Source organism: uncultured Polaribacter sp. (genome assembly GCF_947501385.1).
In the GTDB taxonomy this organism is placed as follows: domain Bacteria; phylum Bacteroidota; class Bacteroidia; order Flavobacteriales; family Flavobacteriaceae; genus Polaribacter.
In genome coordinates this window covers 31,756-55,544 of the sequence record NZ_CANMVP010000013.1, presented here as the reverse complement: position 1 = coordinate 55,544, position 23,789 = coordinate 31,756, and the positions used below count along the sequence as shown (strand labels likewise).

Below are 23,789 nucleotides of genomic sequence, written 5' to 3'. Positions count from 1 at the left end.
AAAACCTATATATGAGACAACTTAAAATTGTAAAACAAGTAACCAATCGCGATGCAAAATCTCTAGAAAAATATTTTCAAGAAATCAGTAAAATTGGGCTTATTACTGCTGATGAAGAAGTAGAATTGGCTTTGAAAATAAAAAAAGGAGATGGTAAAGCGCTAGATGCACTTGTGAGCGCAAATTTAAGATTTGTTGTTTCTGTAGCGAAACAATATCAAGGACAAGGTTTAAAATTGTCTGATTTGATTAATGAAGGAAACTTAGGATTGGTAAAAGCAGCAAAACGTTTTGACGAAACAAGAGGTTTTAAGTTTATTTCTTACGCCGTTTGGTGGATTCGTCAATCGATCATGTCTGCTTTGGCAGAACAGTCTAGAATTGTACGTTTGCCATTAAATAAAATTGGAAGCATTAGTAAAATAAAGAAAATTTATGCGAGACTAGAACAAGATGAGCAAAGAATACCAACGCATAAAGAAATTGCAAAGCAATTAGATATGAGTGAAGATGAAGTTGAGCAATCTTTGAGAAACTCTGGAAAACACGTTTCTATGGATGCTCCGTTTAAAGAAGGTGAAGATTCTAATTTATACAATATTTTACAATCTGGAGATTCACCGAAACCAGACAGCCAATTAATGAAGCAATCTTTAAGAATTGAAATAGACAGAGCTTTAGATACCTTATCTTTAAAAGAAGCCAAAGTCATAAAAATGTATTATGGAATTGGTAACGAAGTTGCTTCTAGCTTGACTGAGATTGGCGAAAAGTTCGATTTGTCTAGAGAAAGAGTTCGACAGGTAAAACAAAGAGCAATTTCAAGATTGCAATCTAAATCTAAAACACACATGTTAAGAACCTATTTAGGATAAAAATAAAAAAGGGAGCTTAAAGCTCCCTTTTTTATGAATCTATGCTACCAAATGCACAACTGACAAATGATTTTGCTTTGTGAACAATGGTGTTTTTATCATCTATTTCAGGAAATCCTGCTTAAATAATTGCAATACAAGCATACATTTCTAATTTTCTTTTTTCCATTGGTTGTAGCCTCCTAAAACGTTTATAACTTGGTATCCTTTTTCTTTGAGAATTTTAGAAGCTTTTTTACTTCTATTTCCACTTCTACAAACTACATAAACAGGTTTTGTTTTATCTAATTGTTCAGCTGCTTTTTCAGCAAAATCAGCATCAAAATAATTTGCAAACATAGATGTTTGTATAAATCCTTCTTTAATTTCTTCTGGAGATCTTACATCCATTAATTGAATATTTTTTTCGACCAATAAGGTTTTTAATTCTTGTGTAGAAATTGTTTTTATTTCCTCTTGTGCTTCACAACTTGAAAACAAAATACCGACTAAAAACAAAAAAATAAACTTTTTCATATACTTATTTTAAGGTTGAAGGACAAACTTCTGCCGTCTTTTCTATTCCTGTATTTTTAATTGCTGCATAACCTCCAGCAACATCAACAACATTATGAAATCCTCTGGCTTTTAAAATGGATGCTGCAATAACAGATCTGTAACCACCTGCACAATGCACATAGAACTTTTCTTTCTTTGGAAATTCTGCTATATGTGTATTTAGGAAATCTAAAGGTGTACTTTCTGCTACTTTTATGTGTCCACTAGAAAATTCACCTGGCTTTCTTACATCAAAGACAGGAATAGTTTCTTTCATTTTTTCCTCTAAGACTTCAGCTGAGATAGATGTTAATGTATCTATTTCTTTACCTGCATTTTCCCATGACGTAAAACTACCCTCTAAATATCCTAAGACATTATCAAAACCAACTCTAGACAATCTTGTAATTGTATCTTCTTCTTTACCCTCAGGTGTTACCAATAATAATGGTTGTGTGATATCTTTTATCAAAGCACCCACCCAAGGCGCAAAACCACCATCAATTCCTATAAAGATAGATTGGGGTATAAATCCTTTAATAAAGACGTCTTGATGACGAACATCTAAAATTAAAGCATCTGTTTCATTTGCAATCATTTCAAAATCTTGAACAGATAATGGTTTTGCACTCCTTTCTATAACTTCGTCTACAGATGTATATCCTTCTTTATTTAATTTTACATTTAATGGAAAATAGGCGGGTGGGGGTAATAAACCCTCTGTAACTTCTTTTATAAACTCTTCTTTTGTCATATCTGCTCTTAAGGCATAATTGGTTTCTTTTTGATTGCCAATTGTACCAACGGTTTCTTTACTTAAATTTTTACCACAAGCAGAACCTGCTCCATGAGCTGGATATACAATAACTTCATCTTCTAAAACCATTACTTTGTTTCGCAGACTGTCAAACAAAAAACCAGCCAAATCTTCTTCCGTTACGTCACCTTTTTGTGCCAAATCGGGTCTACCAACATCACCTAAAAAAAGTGTATCTCCACTAAAAAGCGCATGGTTTTTTCCGTTTTTATCTTTCAATAAATAACAAGAACTTTCCATGGTGTGTCCTGGCGTATGCAATACGGTAATTGTAATATCACCAACTTTAAATACCTGATTATCTTCTGCAATAACAGCTTCAAAATCAGTTTTTGCTGTAGGTCCAAATACAATTTTCGCACCTGTCTTTTCAGCTAAGGTTACATGCCCGCTTACAAAATCTGCATGAAAATGCGTTTCAAAAATATATTTAATTTTTGCGTTTTTTGTGGCTGCTCTATCAATATAATCTTGTACTTCTCTTAGTGGATCTATAATGGCAACTTCGCCGTTACTTTCTATATAATAAGCACCTTGTGCTAAACAACCTGTATAAATTTGTTCTATAATCATAATTTGTTCCTATGAAATTTTATCAACTATTTTATTTTTTATCTGACTTATAACCTATCTCTTTCCGAGGCTTTTTATTATCTTTTTTTAAATTAGTCGTAAGCTTGATGTATATATTTCGCGTATTTTTCTTGATGTGTTCTATCTCCTGTTTTATAAAACTTAACTGCTTGATTGGCACGCATAAAAAAGTGATTGAGCTCTATGATTTCTAAAATTCCGCTTCTAAACAAGTCATCTCTTACTGGGCCTTTTACGCCTGCAAGGTAAAAAGTGATTCCTTTTTTCTTACAATACTTTATGCGTTCTTTTAGCATTTCAACCCCTGTACTATCTACCCTATTAATGCTTTCTGCATCTAACACAATTAATTTTAAAACATTTCCTTTTTTGTACATCATTTCATCTAGTTTTTCTCTAAAATAACTAGCATTTGCATAAAACAATTGCGCATCGAACCTAAAAACTAAAATATCATCTTCTATAATAACTTCTTCAAATCTATTTTTATTTTTATAAAAATTAGAATTTGGCACCTTCCCTAATTCAACAACATACGGTCTCGAAGTTCTAAAAATCAAGATGGTTAATGACAAACCTACTCCAACAATAATACCATATTCTATTCCTAGCAATAACGTTGCTAAAAATGTTGCTAACATGAGCCAAAAGTCTAAATGATTTGCTTTCCATAAAAAAGTAGCTTCTTTAAAATTTATCAAACCGAAAACTGCAACAATAATAATTGCTGCTAAAACGGTTTTTGGTAAATGATAAAATAACGGCGTTAAAAACAATAGCGTAATAATTACCATTACTACTGAAATTAATGCAGCCATTCCTGTTTTTGCCCCACTTTCTTGATTGATTGCAGAACGCGAAAAGCTTGAAGTACTCGGATATGCCTTAAAGAAAGAGCCTACCATATTACTCAAACCTAAAGCGATTAATTCTTGATTTGGTCGAATTCTATATTCGTCTTGTTTGGCTTCTAAAGATTTTCCTATCGAAATAGTTTCTAAATACCCAACCATAACTAAGGTCAATGCAATGGGTAGTAATTCTCTAATTTGATCTAAATCGAACTCTGGAATTCCGAATTTTGGCAATCCTGAAGGAATATCTTTTACTATAGAAACATCAGCAAAACTTTCGCCAAAAAACTTCATGATTAAAATACCTAAAATAACTACGATTAACGCATTGGGAATTTTCTTATTGATCTTTCTAAAAACAATGATTACAACCACAGAAATCAAACCTATAATACTGGTGTGGTAATTATAACTGTCCATTTGAAACCAAATATCTTTTAAAATGATTTGTATTTGATCACTTTGAATAAAATCTACCCCTAATAAGTTTCGAAACTGATTGAAGCCAATAATTAATGCTACTGCTGAAGTAAAACCAGTAATTACAGGCTTTGAAAGGAAATTTACAATAAAGCCTAAGCTGAAAATTCCCATAATAAATTGAATAGAACCCACCATTAAAGCCAATAAAATGGCAATGGAAATATAACTTTCTGAACCCGCTAAGGCCAATGTGGAAACTCCTGTTGCAACAATTAAAGAATCCATAGCAACGGGTCCAATAGCCACTTGTCTAGAAGAACCAAAAATAGCATACATTACTTGAGGTACTAAAGCACAATACAAACCGTAAATTGGCGGCAAACCTGCAATTAATGCATATGCAATTCCCTGCGGAATTAAAATGATACCCACAGTAATACCTGCAACTAAATCTCCTTTGAATAAGGATCTGTTGTAATTAGGCAACCATTCTAAAATTGGTATTACTTTTTTTATATTCATTAGCCCATCCTAACCTTCCCAAAGGGAAGGGATTCTTACTCTTGTGTTTTGATAAATTTTAACAAGGAATTAAAATCCCTTGCTATTTAAAAAAGTTCTCCTGGTGCCCTTCCTTTTTTTCTTCCTAAATGTTTGTAAGCTAATTCTGTAACTTCTCTTCCTCTTGGAGTTCTCATGATAAAACCTTGCTGAATTAAAAAAGGCTCGTACACTTCTTCTATAGTTTCTGTATTTTCGCTAACTGCAGTTGCAATTGTGCTAAGACCTACAGGACCTCCTTTGAACTTATCTATAATTGTAATTAAAATTTTATTGTCCATTTCATCTAAACCATGTGCATCTACATTTAAAGCTTTTAAAGCGTATTTAGCAATTTCTATGGTAATACTTCCATCTCCTTTAATTTGTGCAAAATCTCGTACTCTACGCAGCAATGCATTGGCAATTCTTGGTGTTCCCCTGCTTCTACCCGCAATTTCAATAGCAGATTCCATAGAAATAGGAACTCTTAAAATATAGGCACTTCTTTGAATAATTGTGGTTAACAATTCTGTTTTATAATAATGTAGCCTACTACTAATTCCAAAACGTGCTCTCATGGGCGCGGTTAACAATCCTGAACGTGTTGTTGCACCAATTAATGTAAAGGGCTCTAAATTAATTTGAACTGTTCTCGCATTTGGACCAGATTCAATCATAATATCAATCTTATAATCTTCCATCGCAGAATACAAATATTCTTCTACAATAGGACTTAATCTATGAATTTCATCAATAAACAAAACATCACGCTCATCGAGGTTTGTAAGCAAGCCTGCTAAATCTCCAGGTTTGTCTAAAACAGGCCCTGAAGTTACTTTGATACCCACTTGTAATTCATTTGCCAAAATATGAGCCAGCGTAGTTTTCCCTAAACCTGGAGGGCCATGAAAAAGTGTATGATCTAAAGCTTCCTCTCTTTGATTGGCGGCTTCAACAAAAATCTTTAAATTATCAATTGCTTGATCTTGTCCTGTAAAATCATCAAAAGAAAGCGGACGTAGTTTTCTTTCTACATCTAAATCTTCATTTGATAAATTGTCGTTTTCAGGATTTAAGTTTTCATTCATAAAACAAAGATAATAGAATTTAAGAGGATAAAATAATGTTCTTCTAAAGCAAAAAACCTCTCCGAAATGGAAAGGTTTTTTGATATGTTATTTTGAGATTCCTGCCTTTACCCAATCAAGTTGAGCACAGGCGCAAGAATGACAAGTCTATATATTATGTTGGTTCTTCACCATCTAATAAAGGTATGGTTTGTAATACATACAAAATCTTTTAAAAATCCATTTTAAAAATTATGGAAACCTCACCTGTTTGTTTATTAACATTTACTTTTGGTTTTGCTGTATTTTCTACTTGTTTTCCTGAACTCATTGCATAAATTCCAGTTAAAAACTCCATTCCTTTGGTCATTACTTCTTCCATTTGGATTAAATTTTCGTCCTTTTCTTTCAATTCATTAATTGATGAAATAGACTCTTTACCTTTATCCTTTTCAATGATGCTGTTAGTTTCAGTTACTTTTTCATTTATTTCTGATAACTCTTCTTGCAATTCTTCTTGCAAGATTACATCTTCTTTTGCATCAACATTTACTGTATCTTCTTTAATTACTTCTTCGAGTTGTTTTATAAATTACGATTTTCCTTTTTCAGAAAAATCAACCTCATCAGTTAAATTTTCAGAGTTTAAAATCCCGTCAAATAAATTTTGTTTCAGCAATAAACCTGTTGCTATTTTCATTTCAATAGAATCATAAGACAGTAAATTAAAAACATATAATTTTTGTTTTAGTTGCCCAATCCTATCTATTCTCCCTATTCGTTGATTTTTTTTGGCAGGATTCCAAGGTAGCTCAAAATTTATTACAGTATCTGCTACTTGAAGATTAAGACCTGTTCCACCAGATTCGCTAGATAAAAAAACACTACAATCAGTATTGTTTTCAAATTCTTTAATAATTTCTCCACGTTTTTTTACTGGTACTTTTCCTGTTAATGTTGTGAAAGAAATTCCTTCTTTTGTAAGCATTTCGCCAATTAGCTTTAGCATCGTTACCCACTCAGAAAATATAATAATTTTTCTTTTGGTGGTTTTTATTGCTAATTTTTCTATTAAAATATCTTTTAATTCTGTTAATTTTGGCGAGTGATTGCTTTCCTTATCTATCAAATAACTAGAATCACAAACCATACGCATGTTGGTAAGTAAATGCATTAACTTTTGCCAGTCATAAGTGGTTTTAAATTTTTTTCCTAAGATAGAAGCAATTCCTCTTGCAAAACTACCGTGCATTCCAACTTGTTCTTCAGATAAATGAACATAGATATTTTTTTGAATAACATTAGGTAACTGCTCAAAAACATCTTTTTTTTCTCTTCTAATAAGTATGGTTTCTAAGCGTTTTTTTAGCTGCTGTAAGTTGTAATATCCACGGATTTTATTTTTATATTTTGTATCAAAGATGCAATGTTGGTAAGAAAACTCCCATTGTGGTGTTAAAAATGTTTCATCTAGAAACTGCACAATAGAATACAAATCTAACAGCTTATTTTCTAACGGAGTTCCTGTAATTACAAGTGCATGCTTCTTTTTAATTGCCTTTACAGCATTTGCAGTTTGTGTTTCGTAATTTTTAATTTTTTGAGCTTCATCTAGTATTACAAAATCATATTTAGATTTATAGATAAATCTCGCAGAACGGTTTCGTAATTAATAATATGAAAAAAACTTGTATCATTCAAATAAAGCTTGGTTCGTTCCTCTGGAGTTCCCTCTATTACTATTGCTTTTTCGTTTGTAAACTTTATAACTTCATTTTTCCACTGGTGTTTTACAGATGCAGGACAAATAACCAATACTTTTTTGAAATTGAATATGTCTTTTTTTAGGATTGCTGATGTAATTGCTTGTATTGTTTTTCCTAGACCCATTTCATCAGCTATAATAACTCCTTTTTTAAATACTGAAAATGCAACACCTTCTTTTTGATATGGATATAATGTTGCATTAATTGCCGAATAATCTAATGTACTTTGTTGTTCTATTTGTTGAAGCTCATTATTTTCAAAAAAGGTTTCAATTTTTTCGAATACTTCTTTTCTTATTTTTATACGATGAAAATCTCTTGATGCATGTATAAAAGAAAAAAATGAAGCTATTTTAGAATTCTCAATATACTTGTTATTTCCAAAATAAGAACTCAATAATTCTTGTTCTTCAACCTCTAGAAAATCTGGAAAATACCAAGATATTTTATAATCGTTTAAAGGATCTGTATAAATTTCTATAAAAGGATATTTTTTTGTTAGCCTTTTTTTCTTACTTAAATTCTCTTCTAAATAATTAAATAAGTAAAGAATATGCTTTGTGGTTCCTAATTTATTGGTTCTCCAATCTATATTATTGATGTATCCTGTTTTGTTTTCAAAATCACGAAGTGTTATGCTGTAGGTTTTTCCTTTTTCATTAATCAACGTATGCTCACCAAATAAATTATTTGCTAATTTTACTTTGTAATTTGCTTTTTTCGCTCTATCTAAGCGCTCTTGCAGCACTCTCTTTCGCATACCTTCTCTGGTATATTACTCCTTCAGAAAGTATTTCTTTATCCTTTATGCTATCGATTAAGTATAAAGCAATCAAACTAGTAAAATCCCATTCTACAATTTGTCCATTTATTCTTGCAAATAAATTAGTAGCATCTTCCGAAACAATCTCTACAGTAAACTCTTCTTCATTTTCAATTAAAGTTGTGATTTTCTCATTTCCTTGCGATAGTATAATATGATTATATTCACTAAAACAGCATTTTGCTTTTTCAATTTCATCCAGAGATAAAAATTTATTTTCTTGAATATTGATTATAGTTTGTTTTACTAATTGAAACATATTAATTTATTTTAAAATAACACAAAAAGTATTAGTTTTAGGAATACGAAATAACTGCTTTTTTATTTTGATAATGAATAAAAATTGGTGAAATGCCTAATCATATTTCTTTTAGATTCTTTTAGACCTTCATTTATTACAAAGATAATAGATTTTCAAAACCAGCAAAACACATAGGCCATTAAAACTTCTTGTTACATACCAAAAAAACCTCTCCGAAATGGAAAGGTTTTTTTGATATGTAATTTTGAGATTCCTGCCTTTACCCAATCAAGTTGAGCACAGGCGCAGGAATGACAAGTCTATATATTATGTTGGCTCTTCACCTTCTAATAAAGGTGTTGTTTGTAACACAAAATCTTTACCATGTAAATAATCACTATCGTCATCATTCGCATCTACACGTTTGCTATAATCATAAGCCCATCTATGAACTTCTGGTAATTTCCCTGGCCAGTTACCATGAACATGTTCTACAGGCGTAGTCCATTCTAACGTATTAGATTTCCAAGGATTTTGTGTTGCTTTTTCTCCACGATACATCGAGATGAAGAAGTTTGCTATAAAAAATAATTGTGCTACTCCACCAACCAAGGCAAAGATTGTAATCACCACATTTATATCTGTCAAATCATCAAACATTGGAAAGTTTGTGTTTGTATAATACCTTCTAGGTAAACCTGCTAAACCGATAAAATGCATTGGCCAGAAAACTCCGTAAGCACAGATAATGGTGATCCAAAAGTGCCAATAGCCTAATGTTTTATTCATCATTCTACCATACATTTTCGGGAACCAGTGATAAATACCAGCATACATCCCAAATATTGCAGAAACACCCATTACCAAATGGAAATGCGCTACCACAAAATAAGTATCATGAATATTAATATCTAAGGCTGAATCTCCTAAAACCAATCCTGTTAGACCTCCTGTTACAAAAGTTGACACCAAACCAATTGAAAATAGCATAGAAGGATTTAATTGTAAATTCCCTTTCCATAAAGTAGTTACATAATTAAATGCTTTTACTGCAGATGGAATGGCAATTAGTAATGTTGTAAATGTAAATACAGAACCTAAGAAAGGATTCATTCCTGAAATAAACATATGATGCCCCCAAACAATTGTAGATAAAAATGCAATTGCCATAATAGAACCAATCATTGCTCTATAACCAAAAATAGGTTTTCTAGAGTTTGTTGAAATAATTTCTGAAGTGATTCCTAAAGCGGGTAATAATACAATATATACTTCTGGATGTCCTAGGAACCAAAACAAGTGTTCAAATAATACTGGTGACCCACCTTGATAATGTAAAACTTCTCCAGAAATAAAGATATCTGATAAGTAAAAGGAAGTGCCAAAACTTCTATCAAAAATTAATAATAATGCTGCAGACAGTAATACTGGAAAAGAAACTACCCCAATAATTGCCGTGATAAAGAATGCCCAAATTGTTAATGGCAATCTTGTCATTTTCATTCCTTTTGTACGTAAATTTAATACCGTTACAATATAATTTAATGCACCAATTAAAGAAGAGGCGATAAATATTGCCATAGACACCAACCATAAAGTCATACCAGTTCCAGAACCAGGAATTGCTTGTGGCAATGCACTTAATGGAGGATAAATTGTCCAACCGGCAGATGCTGGTCCCGCTTCAACAAATAAAGAGATAACCATTACGATACTCGATATAAAGAACAACCAATAAGAAATCATGTTTAAAAAACCTGAAGCCATATCTCTTGCACCAATTTGCAATGGAATTAATAGATTCGAAAAGGTACCACTTAAACCTGCTGTTAATACAAAAAACACCATAATGGTACCATGTATGGTAACCAAAGCTAAGTAGATATCTGGATCCATGATTCCATCTGTTTGATGAGATCCTAGAAAAGCTTCTACGACAGAAAATGAAGTATCTGGCCATGCAAGTTGCAAACGGAATAACATTGACATTAAAACAGCAATGATTCCCATAAACATACCAGTTACTAAAAACTGTTTCGAGATCATTTTATGATCTTGACTAAAAATATATTTTGTTACAAAAGTTTCTTTATGATGATGATCTGACATAATCTTACTTATTTGTAGTATTTTTTATTATAAATTATTTAATAACTTCTGCTAATGTTGGTTGCTCTGACAACCATTTATCGTATTTGTCTTGCTCTACAACCGTAATTTTCATTTGCATGTTGTAATGAGATGCTCCACAAATTTTGTTACATAGCAACAAATAATCAAAGGTGTAAAGGTCTTCTCCTTTTGCTTTTCTTATTTTATTGATTCCGATAACTTTTTCAATCACTTCAGGTTGGTCTCTCATTTCTAAAGTAGTATATTTTGGCGTAAAACCAAATTCTGTAACCATTCCTGGAACACAATTCATTTGCGCTCTAAAATGAGGCATATAGGCCGAGTGTAGCACATCTTGAGAACGAAACTTAAAATGTATTTTTCTTCCTTTAGGCAGATACAATTCTGTTACTTGTTTGTCATCTGCTGCATTTTTATCTGTCATATCAACACCCATGGTATTGATACCTTTGATAAAGTTTACATTTCCTAAACCTAATGTATTGTCTGCACCCGCATAACGTGCTTTCCAATTAAATTGTTGAGAGTATACTTCTATAACAATAGCATCTTTTTCATCAGACAAATCCATTACGTTATTCCATTGCCACAAACCATAACCAATTAGTACAACCAAAACAACTGCTGGAGTAACCGTCCAAATAAATTCTAGTTTATGACTGTCTGCGTAGAATTTTGCTTTTCTATCTTTGCTTCCTCTATATTTAAAAGTAAAGTAGAAAATTAAAAATTGCATGATAAACTGAACAACTCCAATCAACCAAAATGTAATGTCAAATAAATTATCGTCATGTTCTCCTTCAATAGAAGCAGATTCTGGCAGCATTATTACATTCATGAAGATCAAACAATAAATCATCATTGCATATAAAAAAGCCATAAAGCCGAGTGCATATTTACCTTGAGCAGCATTGTCTTTATCATCAGCAATAGAACTTCTAAAGTTCATGATTCTAGTAATCTGCCAAACACTTACACCAATCGCAACACCTATAAAAATATAAAATAGAGCTAGCATATTTATCTTGTCTTAATTTTTTAATTCAATTATTTATTAATGATGATCAGCTGATCCTTCTCCTGTGTGTTCAATATTGTAATAATGGAAATGTTCACTTTCTTCTAAAAATGGATTTCCTTTTGCTATAGGATTTGCTTTTGCAAATGCACTAAATGTTGTATAAATTAACAATCCTATAAAAAACAATAATGAACTAATTTCTGGAATCCCAAATGACCATTGTGCGCCTACTGTAGATGGCATCACCATGATGAATACGTCTACATAATGACCAATTAAGATTACCGTTCCTCCAATAAATACAAACCAAGGTTTGCTTTTAAAATCACTGTTAATTAATAACAAGATTGGAAAAACAAAATTCATTACAACCATTGCTAAAAATGGTACTTTATATTCTGTAAATCTTGCCACAAAGTAGGTTGTTTCTTCTGGAATGTTTGCATACCAGATTAACATAAATTGTGCAAACCATAAATACGTCCAGAATACAGAGAAACCAAACATAAATTTTGCTAAATCATGAATATGACTGTCGTTAATACCAGGTATTGCACCTTTAGAACGTAAATAAATAGTTACAAAAGCAATTACAGTTAAGGCACTTACCAATAAGGTAGCTAAAACATACCAACCAAATAATGTAGAGAACCAGTGAGGATCTAACCCCATGATCCAATCCCAAGACATCATAGATTCTGAGATCATAAACAAGAATAAAAATACTACTGATGTGTTGTAATTTTTTTTATACGTTTTATTGCCATCGTTTGCAGTATCTTCTTTAATAGAACCTTTTCTAATGATAAATCTGTAGGCATTCCAAATTACTAGGTATGCGATACTTCTTACTAAAAACCCTGTCGTATTCATCCACCAAGATTTACCATCTACAATCGGATCGTAATTAGGGCTTGTAGGATCGAAAGTTCCTTCAGCCATCCATGGAAAAAGATGATTTAAATGCATTACAGACGCCACAAGCACCACAATCATAATGATAGATACTGGTAGTAAATTTGCCGTAATTGCTTCCATCACTCTTAAAATAACTACAGACCAACCCACTTGTGCAACTCTTTGTATTGCATAGAAAGCTAAAATTAATAGTGTTAATCCTAAAGAGAAAAATAAAGCAACATAAAAAGCAGACCAAGGTCTATTTTGCATTTGATGTAAAACATGTTCTGCATGAGAATCGTCATCATGAGCACCGTGCCCACTCATTGTTTTGTCTATATTTTCTTCACTAACATGAACTCCTGAAGCGCTGTTATGATCGCTTTCAACAGTCTTTGTGCTGTGCTCAGCATTATCAGTTTCTGCATGCGTGTTTCCATGGCCATCACTATGAGATGTTTCAATTGCATGTCTAGCATCTTCTATGGTCTTTTGAGAACCACTATAAAAACTGAATGCAATTCCTACAACACCAATAATAATTAGTGCTAATGAGAATGTTTTTAATTTACCTGAGAATTGATACATATCTTTCGTATTCTATCTTTTTTATTCTGTTTTTAACAAATCTTCACGCAATACTTCTACATATTGTACAATTTGCCAGCGTTCTTTATACGTTAACTGACCTGAATGAGATCCCATTAAGTTTTTACCATGTATTAATACGTGGTAAATACTACCTTCTGTAATATCTCTATCTTTATAGTTTGGTATTCCTGCAAATTTTTCTGATGTTGATAGGTATCCGTTTCCATCACCTTTCTTACCATGACAAGAAACACAATAAATGGTGTACATCTTCTTACCATTGTCTAAATTCTTTTCAGTCTTATCTAAAGGAGAAATCAATTCAGTTTTAGCTTTCTCATAACCGTCTATCGTATCAGGAATATCATAAGCAGGTGTTCCTCCACGTGGTATGGTACCAACCACAGGTTTACTATTTACAGGCTCTCCTTTCAAACCATTTTCCGCATCTACATCATAAGGTATAGATTCATACATGTCTGGCATGTATTGGGCTTGTCTTGTCTTTTTGTCATTACAAGAAACGATACTTGCAAAAACTACTAAAGCGATAATTAACTTAAAATTCTTCATTATCTATATATTAGTGCTTGTCTACTACATTAATTTCTACAGCTCCTGTACTTGCTAATAAAGAAGTTAATTCTTCTTCGTTATTATGCACTGGAATTTCCATTAAAAAATGATCATCTGTAGTTCTTGGATCTGGATTTTCTGCATCTTTAAATGGCCAAATTCTACTTCTCATATAAAAAGTAATCACCATTAAATGAGCTGCAAAAAACACGGTTAATTCGAACATAATTGGTACAAATGCTGGCATGTTTTCCATCCAAGAAAAACTTGGTTTCCCACCAATATCTTGTGGCCAATCTTCTATCATCATATAATTTGTCATCCAAATAGCAAAAGCCAAACCTGTAATTCCATAAAAGAAAGCTGTAATTGCTAATCTTGTTGGAGCTAAGCCCATTGCTTTGTCTAGTCCGTGTACCGGAAATGGACAAAACACTTCCTCGATATGATGATGTTTTCCTTTTATAATTTTTACAGCGTCTAACAAAATTTCGTCATCAGTATAAAACGCGTGAATAACTTTTGATGATTCCATAATTATTCGTTTAAATTGTTATTAGCATCTTCCTTTTTAACTACTGCAACAACAATTGCAGGTTTTGTAGGAACTCCTTGTGCTCTTCTCTTCTTGTAAAATTCACCCGAAGATTTTAAAATTGTTTTCACTTCTGCTTGTGCAATTACAGGGAATGTTCTTGCATATAATAAGAATAATACAAAGAAAAATCCTATGGTACCAATAAAGATACCTACATCTACAAACGTTGGCTCAAAACGCCACCAGGTTGATGGTAAATGCCCTTTACTTAATACAATTGCAATAATGTCAAAACGTTCAAACCACATACCTATATTGATAGCAATAGAGATGATAAAAGTGATTATAAAACTTCTTCTAAATTTCTTTATCCAAAGCAACTGAGGTGTAATGATGTTAAATATAATCAGAGACCAGAATGCCCAAGCATAAGGACCTGTTGCTGCTCCTACTGATAAATAGGTGTAATTTTCATAAGGTGAACCCGTATACCATGCGATAAAAAACTCTGTTGCATAAGCTACAGCTACAATTCCACCAGTTAAAATAATTACAATATTCATATACTCAATATGCATACGGGTAATATAATCTTCCATATTAGTTACCTTTCTCATAATTCCTAACAAGGTTTGTACCATTGCAAATCCTGAAAAGATCGCTCCAGCTACAAAGTAGGGAGGGAAAATTGTTGAGTGCCAACCTGGATTGATTGAGGTAGCAAAATCCATAGATACAATTGTGTGTACAGAAAGTACTAATGGTGTTGCTAAACCTGCAAGAACCAAAGATACCTCTTCGAAACGTTGCCAATCTTTTGCTCTACCAGACCAACCAAATGATAATAAAGCATATATTTTCTTTTGAAAAGGCTTTACAGCTCTATCACGAATCATTGCAAAATCTGGCAATAAACCTGTCCACCAGAAAACTAACGATACAGATAAATAGGTTGATATTGCAAATACATCCCAAAGTAATGGTGAGTTAAAATTTACCCACAAGGAACCAAATTGATTTGGAAGCGGTAACACCCAATAGGCGTTCCATGGTCTTCCCATGTGAATGATTGGAAACAACCCTGCTTGAAATACTGCAAAAATTGTCATTGCTTCTGCAGAACGGTTTATGGCCATTCTCCATTTCTGACGGAATAACAAAAGTACTGCAGAAATTAAGGTTCCTGCATGACCAATACCTACCCACCATACAAAGTTGGTAATATCCCAAGCCCAACCAATGTTTTTATTTAATCCCCAAACTCCAATACCAGTTCCTACTGTATAGAAGATACACCCGAATCCCCAAAGCATTGCTGCTAAAGAAATATAGAATGCTATGTACCAATTCTTATTTGCAGCCCCTTCTATAGGTCTTGCAATGTCTTCGGTAATATCGTGGTAACTTTTATCACCTAATACTAAAGGTTCCCTTATGGGTGCTTCGTAATGAGACATATTTTTAAAACTTAAAATTTAATTACGCTTCGTTTGTGTTTCTTACTTTTACTTGATATACTACATTAGGCTTCGTTTGAAGGTAATCTAATACATTGTATGCTCTTTTATCTTCTGCTAATGCGGCTACTTCGTCTTCTTTGTTATTCACATCTCCAAAAACCAAAGCTCCAGTAGTACATGCAGAAGAACAAGCTGTTTCAAATTCATCTGTATTTACTTTTCTACCTTCTTTCTTCGCTTTTAAAATTGTTGCTTGTGTCATTTGAATACACATAGAACATTTCTCCATAACTCCTCTAGAACGAACTACAACATCTGGGTTTAACACCATTTTACCATATTCGTTATTCATGTTGAAATCGAACTCGTTATTATTTGCATAACTAAACCAGTTAAATCTACGAACTCTATAAGGGCAGTTATTTGCACAATATCTTGTACCAACACATCTATTATAGGTCATTTGATTTTGACCTTGACGACCATGTGTTGTTGCAGCAACAGGACAAACCGTCTCACAAGGAGCATGGTTACAGTGCTGACACATCATTGGTTGAAAAGTAACTTCAGGATTTTCTGCCTCCGTTTCTAAAACTTGATACGTTTCTGCAATCCCTAAACCTAATTCTTTTGCTTCTGCTCTTGTTTCAACTTTAGAAGAATAATATCTATCAATACGCAACCAGTGCATATCTCTACCAATTCTAACTTCATTTTTACCTACCACAGGTACATTGTTTTCTGCATGACAAGCAACCACACAAGCACCACACCCTGTACAAGAAGTTAAATCTATAGATAAATTAAAGTGATGCCCAATATCTCTATTGTGTTCATCCCAAAGGTCTATTGTATTTGCTTCTACTTCTTTGTGATCATAAGAAACATACGCTGGCTTGTTCCATCCATGGTGATGATCTTTAGGATCTACATTTTTATATTCTTTTAATGAAGCTACTTTTAAAATATCATGACGACCCGCAATTGTTTTCTGTACTTGTGTACAAGCAAACTTGTGAGTTCCCACTACTTTTTCTATCGCTACATTGTATTGAATGCTATTGCCACCTTTGTATAAAGGATATGCATTCACACCCACCTGCATTTCTTCTTTTAAACCAAATGTTTTTCCAAAACCTAATGCCAAACCTACAGAACCATTTGCCTGACCTGGCTGAATCATTACAGGAACTACAACTTCTTTACCGTTCACCGATACTTTCGCATAATCGCCATTGATAGCACCGTTGTCTTTTACAGGGTTTGAAAAACCTAATGCTCTAGCATCTGGAATAGACATTGTTAAATAATTGTCCCAAGAAGCTCTTGTAATTGGATCTGGAAATTCTTGCAACCAAGGATTGTTTGCTTGTTTCCCATCTCCTAAACCAGTCTTTGTATATAAGCTCAGCTCCATTGCTGAAGGAGTTGTAATTGTTTTTAAAATTCTTGCAGCGTCTGCAATTGAAACAGTTGCAGGACTTTCTACACTAGCCTCAGTAACAGCAATTGTTTTTTGGTAAAAACCATTGTGCAACGCTTTGTTCCAAGATGAACCCTCTAAAACATCTGTTCCCCAGAAAAATTTTAAATAATCATAATAAAAAGTTGTATTCCCTGACCATTTTAATAATGTATCTTGAATTTGACGCGTTTTAAATAATGGCTGTATTGTAGGCTGTATTAAACCATAATTTCCTTCAGAAAAATGAGTATCACCCCAAGATTCTAAGAAATGAGGTGCAGGCAGTGCATAATCCATTGCATCTACAGTTGCGTTGTTTTCTACAGATAAAGCTACTTTTAAATCCACATTTTTTAATGCTTCTGAAAATTCAGTAGCATTTGGCAAAGAATATGATGGATCTACGTTTATTGCTAAGATACCGCCAACTTTCCCAGACTTCATATCTGAAACGAGTTCTTGTACTTGGTTGAAATTACCTTGGCGAATATTTAATGAATTCTTAGGGTCTAAAATTTCACTATTTAAAGCCTTGTTTATTGCTAAAGATATCAACTGTGCATTCACATCATTAATACCCGTCATTACAACACCTTTAGAACCTGCTTTTCTTAAGGTTTTTGCAATTTTTTGAATTTCAACATCTAAAGGAGTTGCTTTTGAAGCCACACCTTCTTTAGTTATTGCATTGTATAAATTGATCAATCCGAAAACAAGATCAGATGGTTTCGCAGTGATACGTTTGTCTGCATTTGCTCCTGTAAGAGACATGTTACTCTCTAGTTGAACATGGTAAGACATTTTGCCTGTTTCTGGCTTTCTACCATTCACATAGGCTTTTTCGAAACCTCCATGAAAATCTCCTAAGAAATCTGCACCGAAAGAAACAATTGTTTCTGCATTCTCTAATTTATAATTTGGTAAAGCTCTTTTGCCATAAGTTGCTTGAAAAGCGTCTAGTGCACCAGCTTCTGAAATTGCATCGTAAATTACATGCTTTGCATTCGGATATGTGATAAGAAATTCATTAACAACTTTATCTGTTGATGGGCTCGCCATTGTCCCTGTTAATAGAACAACTTGCTTACCAGCTTCTTTTAAATCGTTTAATTTTTGTGTAATTTCTTTATCAGCAGCACCCCAAGAAATAGCGGTACCATTTTTAGTTGGCTCTTTTAAACGTAATTTTTCATCATATAAAGAAAGTACAGCTGCTTGAACCCTAGCACTTGTAGTTCCGTTTGCCTCTTTATTAGGCATGATTTGAATTGGACGACCTTCGCGTGTTTTTACTAAAATATTTGCGAAATCATACCCATCTGCCATCGAAGTAGCGTACCAATCTGGAACACCGGCAATAATATCGTTCGGTTTTACAACGTAAGGGATCGATTTCACAACCGGTCCTTCACAAGCTGCTAATGAAGCTGCAGCTGTTGTAAAGCCAACATATTTTAAGAAATCTCTACGTGTTGTAGAAGAATTCTCAAGCGTTTCTTTATCACCTAAAAAATCGTCTGTAGCAATATTCTCTACAAATTCATTTTTATTCAGCGTTTCAACAACAGAACTACCTTTTAGTTCTTCAACACTTTTCCAGTATTTTTTGCTTGAAGCCATTTAAACTTTTTTATTTATTGATTCAAAGATTTAGAAGTTAGAAACTTCATAATTCTTTTCATTTTAATTTTTGATTAATAATGACATTTACCACACTCTAATCCACCTAACTGAGCAATCGTAACTTTTTCTACTCCGTATTTGTCTGCTAATTGCTCATGAATTTTAGCGTAATAATCGTTTCCTTTTAAATCTACATTTGTTTCTCTATGACAGTTGATACACCAACCCATTGTTAATGGAGAATATTGGTACATCTCATCCATCTCTTCTACAGGTCCATGACATTTCTGACATTTTACACCACCCACAGTTACGTGTTGTGCATGGTTGTAATAAGCAAAATCTGGAAGGTTATGAATGCGAACCCATTTGATAGGTTTTTCATCACCAGTATATGCTAAATTCTCAGCATCCCAACCTGCAGCTTCATAAACTTTGGCAATCTCTTGGTCTAACTGTTCTTTACCATAAGTCATTCCGTTCCACTGAATTTCTGTTCCTTCTGCTACTTCTGCAATTGCTTTATGACAGTTCATACAAACGTTTACCGAAGGGATCCCAGAATGCTTACTATGCTTTGCAGATGAGTGACAATACTGACAATCTATTTTATTTTCTCCTGAGTGAATTTTATGTGAAAATGCAATGGGTTGAATGGGCTGATACCCTTGATCTATACCAACGCTGTACAAAGTTCCAAAAACAAAATAAGCCCCAACCAACAATACAAAAATAGTTGCTAAAACTTTTATAAATGTATTCTTTTTAACACCAATCCAAAGTTCTTGAAGATCTCTTCTTAAATTAGACTGAATTTCTGGTTTCTTATTTCCTTTTAATTCACTTACCTGTTTTAATAAACTAGCAATCATTAAAAACGCGACCACAATTGCAGCTGCTAAAAAATAAATCAACCATTCAGGAGCACCACTTGGCGCAAGCACCTGTGTAGTTACACCCGCTTCACCTGCAACTGGTTTCTTTAAGATTTCACCTACGGTTGTATAATATAAAACATCATCTATATTTTTATCTGACAACTGAGGAAAAGCATTCATAGCTGTTGCGCTATACAAAGCTGCTTCTGCCGCATCCGCATTTACTTTTTGAAACGCTGCGTTATTTTTTATCCAAGATTTTAACCATGAATTTTCTCTACGTTCTTCAACACCACCTAATGCTGGCCCTACTAATTTCTTATCTAATTTATGACAAGAAGCACATAAAGATTTGAATAATTTTTTCCCTTCTTTTTGACGAGCTTCATCTACATCTTGCGAATAAGAAGATACGCTGAACGCAAAAAATAAAAGTAATGTAAAACTTTTTAGGAGTACTGAAGTTAGTCTACTGTGCAATGCTACACTTTTCATATTTACAAACTATAATTTTAGTATCGAGTACAAATTCGTTCAAAAAAAACCGTTTCTGAACAGTTCTACAAAAATACTACATATTACTAAATTGTGGAAAAGGAATAGAATCTTAAATATCAATTTATAACAGTTCTAAATAAGCAGCATATTCAATTTATTCGCTAGCAAGTCGTTATTTTTGTAGAAACATTTTAAATTATGAAAAACACACTTTTTTTAAAGATATTTTTATTCATTTTTATATCAAATGCTGGGGTTTTATGCTCTCAAAATGTAACAAATAGTAGTGAATCTATAAAAAAGCTCCTAGAAAAAAAGAGAAATTACAACAAAACTGTTGGTTTTGGTTATGTCATTCAAATTTATAACGGAGCGGAACGAAACGCCAAAAGCAAACGCTCTAGATTTAGAATTTTATATCCTCGTGTAGCTTCTAAACTAATTTACAATTCACCTGAATGGAAAGTACAAGTGGGGAATTACAAAACAAAATTGGAGGCTGACAGAGCGAACTTACTTTTTAGAAATGAGTTCTCTGGGACGATTGTTGTTCCTGTAGGAAAATAATTTAGTTTGTAAATGTCTTCCTTTTGATAGCGACTGAACATATATATAAAAAGCCGAAATTCTATAGAATTTCGGCTTTTAATTTATCTAAGAAACTACTTTATTTTAATTTCTTTTTAACTGCTACTTCTTTATAAGCTTCAATCACGTCGCCTTCTTGTATGTCATTGTAGTTCTTCAATTGAAGTCCACAATCATATCCTTTTGCAACTTCTTTAACATCGTCTTTAAATCGTTTTAATGATGATAAAACTCCGTCGTGAACTACAATTCCTTCTCTAATAATTCTAACTTTAGAATCTCTAAATATTTTACCAGATATTACCATACAACCTGCAATATTACCTACTTTAGAAATTTTATAGACTTCTCTAATTTCTACTGTACCAGAAACTTCTTCTTTCATTTCTGGAGATAACATTCCTTCCATGGCATCTTTTAAGTCGCCAATTGCATCGTAAATAATAGAATAGGTTCTAATATCTACTTCTTCTTTGTCTGCAATCATTCTTGCGTTTCCTTGCGGACGTACATTAAATCCTACAATAATTGCATCGGAAGCTGTTGCTAATAAAACATCGCTTTCTGTAATGGCACCAACACCTTTGTGTAAAATATTTACTTGAATTTCTTCTGTAGACAATTTCTGGAAAGAATCTGTTAAGGCCTCTACAGAACCATCTACATCTCCTTTTAAGATGATGTTTAATTCTTTAAAGTCTCCTAAGGCAATTCTACGTCCGATTTCATCTAAGGTTAATGTTTTCTGAGTTCTAACAGATTGCTCGCGTTGTAATTGAGAACGTTTCGAAGCGATTTGTTTCGCTTCTCTTTCATCATCAAAAACAACAAACTTATCTCCTGCTTGTGGCGCGCCATCTAATCCTAGAATTGATACTGGTGTAGAAGGTCCTGCTTTTTGCAAGTTATTCCCTTTATCATCAAACATTGCTCTTACCTTACCACTGTGCTTACCAGCTAATAAGTAATCTCCAATTTTTAAAGTTCCTGCTTGTACTAATATGGTAGAAACATATCCTCTACCTTTATCTAATAAGGCTTCAACAACTGCACCAACTGCATTTTTATTAGGGTTTGCTTTCAATTCTAAAACCTCTGCTTCTAATAAAACTTTTTCTAACAATTCTGGAATACCTTCTCCTGTTTTTGCAGAAATATCTTGTGATTGAATGCTTCCACCCCATTCTTCAATTAATAAATTCATTGAAGATAATTGTGTTTTTACATTATCTGGATTTGCGTTTGGCTTATCGATCTTATTGATTGCAAATATGATTGGAACTCCTGCAGCTTGTGCATGAGAAATTGCCTCTTTGGTTTGTGGCATAACATCATCATCTGCCGCAACTACAATAATTACTAAATCTGTAACTTGTGCACCACGCGCTCTCATTGCCGTAAAGGCTTCGTGACCTGGTGTATCTAAAAATGCAATTTTTTGATCTCCAACTTTTACAGAGTATGCTCCAATATGTTGCGTAATTCCTCCACTTTCACCTTCAATTACATTTGCTTTTCTAATATAATCTAATAAAGAAGTTTTACCATGATCTACGTGACCCATTACCGTAATAATTGGCGCACGTGTTTCTAAATCTTCTGGTTTGTCTTCTATTTCTTCTATAGATTCTTCTACTTCTGCACCTACAAATTCTACTTTGTGGTTAAATTCTTCTGCAACAATTACCAATGTTTCAGCATCTAAACGCTGATTCATTGTCACCATCATTCCTAAAGACATACATGCTGAAATAATGTTTGTTACAGGAACTTCCATCATTGTGGCAACTTCACTTACCGTAACAAATTCTGTTACTTTTAAGATCTTATTATCTAAAGCTTGTGCTTCTAATTCTGCTTCTGTATGCTCTCTGTGCGCTTCTCTTTTATTTCTACGATATTTTGCTCCTTTTCCTCTAGAAGATTTCCCTTGAAGTTTTTCTAGCGTTTCTCTTACTTGCTTTTGAATATCTGCTTCTGTTGGTTCTTCTTTCTTAACGGCAGGTGATCTTTGACCTCCTCTTGCTCCTCCTCTAAAACCAGGTCTGTTATTACCTGCAGCACTGTTTGCACCTCTAGGGCCCGTTCCTCTTGGTCTTGGTGCATTTGGGGCTGGTGTACCAGGTTTGCTGATACGTTTACGTTTTTTTCTAGGATCTGAGGCTGTATCCTTTTTAGGATCTGGCTTCTTCTTTTTAGGCTTTTCAAATTGTTTTAAATCAATTTTCTTACCTGTAAAGTTTGGCCCGTCTAGCTTCTTATACTGTGTCTTAATAGCTTCTGCGTTTTCTGCAGTAACTTCTTCGACTTTCTCGTCTTCTTTCGAAGCGTCCGTTTTTCCTTCTATTTTTTTCTCTACTTTAGAGGCCTCTTTTTCTATTTTAGAAGCAGGTGTTTCAACATTAACAACCTTAAGTCCTTTTAATTTTGGCACTTGTGCTTTAATTACCTCTTCTTTTGGTTTTTCTACAACAACCTCTTTCTCTGGCTCAACCGCTTTTGGAGCTTCCTCTTTTGGTTTTTCTGCTACAACATCTTTTTTATCATCTGGCTTTTTACCAATGTTATCGATGTCTATTTTACCTACAGTTTTAACCTCTACTTTTTTAGCTTTGGCTTTTAAAACTTCTTCTTTCTTAGCGTCTTCTGCTCTTTTCTGCTCTTGCTTCGCTTCTAGTTCTGCACGAATTGCTTCCTTTTCTTTTCGCTTTTCTTCACCAACCTCTTTAGAAGCTGCTTTTTTACTAGCATCTGTTTGGAAACCATCTAGCAGGACTTGATAGACATCACCAGAAATTTTAGTAGTAGGTCTAGATTCTATTTCATGACCTTTATCTGCTAAATATTCTACTGCTCTATCTAGAGAAATATTTAATTCTCTTAAAACCTTATTAAGCCTCGTTGTTTTGCCTTCAGACATATATTATTTTTTAGCCTTTTAATTTGTAAAAATATACTTTTTTACGATTACTCTATAA

General features: G+C 33.2%; 19 protein-coding genes. 2 read left to right on the top strand and 17 right to left on the bottom strand.

Annotated elements, in window-relative coordinates:
- Positions 1 to 11: 11 nt before the first annotated feature.
- The gene (locus Q0998_RS09955) at positions 12 to 875 is read left to right on the top strand and encodes an RNA polymerase sigma factor RpoD/SigA (protein ID WP_299669572.1); all 864 of its coding nucleotides are present in this window, start codon (positions 12 to 14) and stop codon (positions 873 to 875) included.
- Positions 876 to 1,025: 150 nt separating this feature from the next.
- Here Q0998_RS09955 and Q0998_RS09950 read toward each other — a convergent pair whose 3' ends face one another.
- From Q0998_RS09950 to Q0998_RS09875, 16 genes are all read right to left on the bottom strand, one after another.
- A complete protein-coding gene (locus Q0998_RS09950; RefSeq protein WP_299669570.1) occupies positions 1,026 to 1,391 on the bottom strand; it encodes a rhodanese-like domain-containing protein in 366 nt (121 codons plus the stop codon).
- Between the two features lie 4 nt (positions 1,392 to 1,395).
- Positions 1,396 to 2,802 carry an MBL fold metallo-hydrolase gene (locus Q0998_RS09945; protein ID WP_299669568.1) on the bottom strand — a complete coding sequence of 469 codons (1,407 nt, stop codon included), beginning with the start codon at positions 2,800 to 2,802 and terminating at the stop codon, positions 1,396 to 1,398.
- Positions 2,803 to 2,894: 92 nt separating this feature from the next.
- Entirely contained in the window at positions 2,895 to 4,622 is a 1,728-nt protein-coding gene (locus Q0998_RS09940; protein WP_299669567.1) for a SulP family inorganic anion transporter, read from the bottom strand.
- A gap of 86 nt (positions 4,623 to 4,708) precedes the next feature.
- Positions 4,709 to 5,731 (bottom strand): Holliday junction branch migration DNA helicase RuvB, encoded by a 1,023-nt coding sequence (ruvB, locus tag Q0998_RS09935; RefSeq protein ID WP_299669565.1) that lies wholly within the window; start codon positions 5,729 to 5,731, stop codon positions 4,709 to 4,711.
- 211 nt (positions 5,732 to 5,942) lie between these two features.
- Positions 5,943 to 6,233, bottom strand: a complete 291-nt coding sequence (locus Q0998_RS09930; RefSeq protein WP_299669563.1) for a hypothetical protein — start codon at positions 6,231 to 6,233, stop codon at positions 5,943 to 5,945.
- Positions 6,234 to 6,302: 69 nt separating this feature from the next.
- A complete protein-coding gene (locus Q0998_RS09925; RefSeq protein WP_299669695.1) occupies positions 6,303 to 7,307 on the bottom strand; it encodes a DEAD/DEAH box helicase in 1,005 nt (334 codons plus the stop codon).
- A 20-nt stretch (positions 7,308 to 7,327) separates the two neighbouring features.
- Entirely contained in the window at positions 7,328 to 8,236 is a 909-nt protein-coding gene (locus Q0998_RS09920) for a DEAD/DEAH box helicase (protein WP_299669561.1), read from the bottom strand.
- Positions 8,202 to 8,558, bottom strand: coding sequence for a hypothetical protein (locus Q0998_RS09915; RefSeq protein ID WP_299669559.1), 357 nt, complete (start codon positions 8,556 to 8,558; stop codon positions 8,202 to 8,204). The genes Q0998_RS09920 and Q0998_RS09915 overlap by 35 nt, the downstream gene beginning before the upstream one ends.
- Positions 8,559 to 8,867: 309 nt before the next feature.
- Positions 8,868 to 10,649 carry a cbb3-type cytochrome c oxidase subunit I gene (locus Q0998_RS09910; protein ID WP_299669557.1) on the bottom strand — a complete coding sequence of 594 codons (1,782 nt, stop codon included), beginning with the start codon at positions 10,647 to 10,649 and terminating at the stop codon, positions 8,868 to 8,870.
- Positions 10,650 to 10,683: 34 nt separating this feature from the next.
- A complete protein-coding gene (locus tag Q0998_RS09905; RefSeq protein ID WP_299669555.1) occupies positions 10,684 to 11,691 on the bottom strand; it encodes a cytochrome c oxidase subunit II in 1,008 nt (335 codons plus the stop codon).
- A gap of 36 nt (positions 11,692 to 11,727) precedes the next feature.
- Positions 11,728 to 13,182: a quinol:cytochrome C oxidoreductase gene (locus Q0998_RS09900; protein ID WP_299669553.1), complete on the bottom strand. Its 1,455-nt coding sequence runs from the start codon at positions 13,180 to 13,182 to the stop codon at positions 11,728 to 11,730.
- Positions 13,183 to 13,203: 21 nt separating this feature from the next.
- Positions 13,204 to 13,758, bottom strand: a complete 555-nt coding sequence (locus tag Q0998_RS09895; protein WP_299669551.1) for a cytochrome c — start codon at positions 13,756 to 13,758, stop codon at positions 13,204 to 13,206.
- Positions 13,759 to 13,768: 10 nt separating this feature from the next.
- Entirely contained in the window at positions 13,769 to 14,296 is a 528-nt protein-coding gene (locus Q0998_RS09890; RefSeq protein WP_299669549.1) for a DUF3341 domain-containing protein, read from the bottom strand.
- 2 nt (positions 14,297 to 14,298) lie between these two features.
- Positions 14,299 to 15,756: an NrfD/PsrC family molybdoenzyme membrane anchor subunit gene (gene nrfD, locus Q0998_RS09885; RefSeq protein ID WP_299669548.1), complete on the bottom strand. Its 1,458-nt coding sequence runs from the start codon at positions 15,754 to 15,756 to the stop codon at positions 14,299 to 14,301.
- Positions 15,757 to 15,778: 22 nt separating this feature from the next.
- Entirely contained in the window at positions 15,779 to 18,844 is a 3,066-nt protein-coding gene (locus Q0998_RS09880) for a TAT-variant-translocated molybdopterin oxidoreductase (RefSeq protein ID WP_299669546.1), read from the bottom strand.
- Positions 18,845 to 18,918: 74 nt separating this feature from the next.
- Positions 18,919 to 20,220 carry a c-type cytochrome gene (locus Q0998_RS09875; protein ID WP_299669544.1) on the bottom strand — a complete coding sequence of 434 codons (1,302 nt, stop codon included), beginning with the start codon at positions 20,218 to 20,220 and terminating at the stop codon, positions 18,919 to 18,921.
- 201 nt (positions 20,221 to 20,421) lie between these two features.
- Here Q0998_RS09875 and Q0998_RS09870 point away from each other — a divergent pair, with 201 nt between their 5' ends.
- A complete protein-coding gene (locus Q0998_RS09870; RefSeq protein WP_299669542.1) occupies positions 20,422 to 20,790 on the top strand; it encodes an SPOR domain-containing protein in 369 nt (122 codons plus the stop codon).
- 100 nt (positions 20,791 to 20,890) lie between these two features.
- On the opposite strand, the gene infB is transcribed toward Q0998_RS09870, so the two are convergent.
- Entirely contained in the window at positions 20,891 to 23,731 is a 2,841-nt protein-coding gene (infB, locus tag Q0998_RS09865) for a translation initiation factor IF-2 (protein WP_299669540.1), read from the bottom strand.
- Between the last annotated feature and the right edge of the window lie 58 nt (positions 23,732 to 23,789).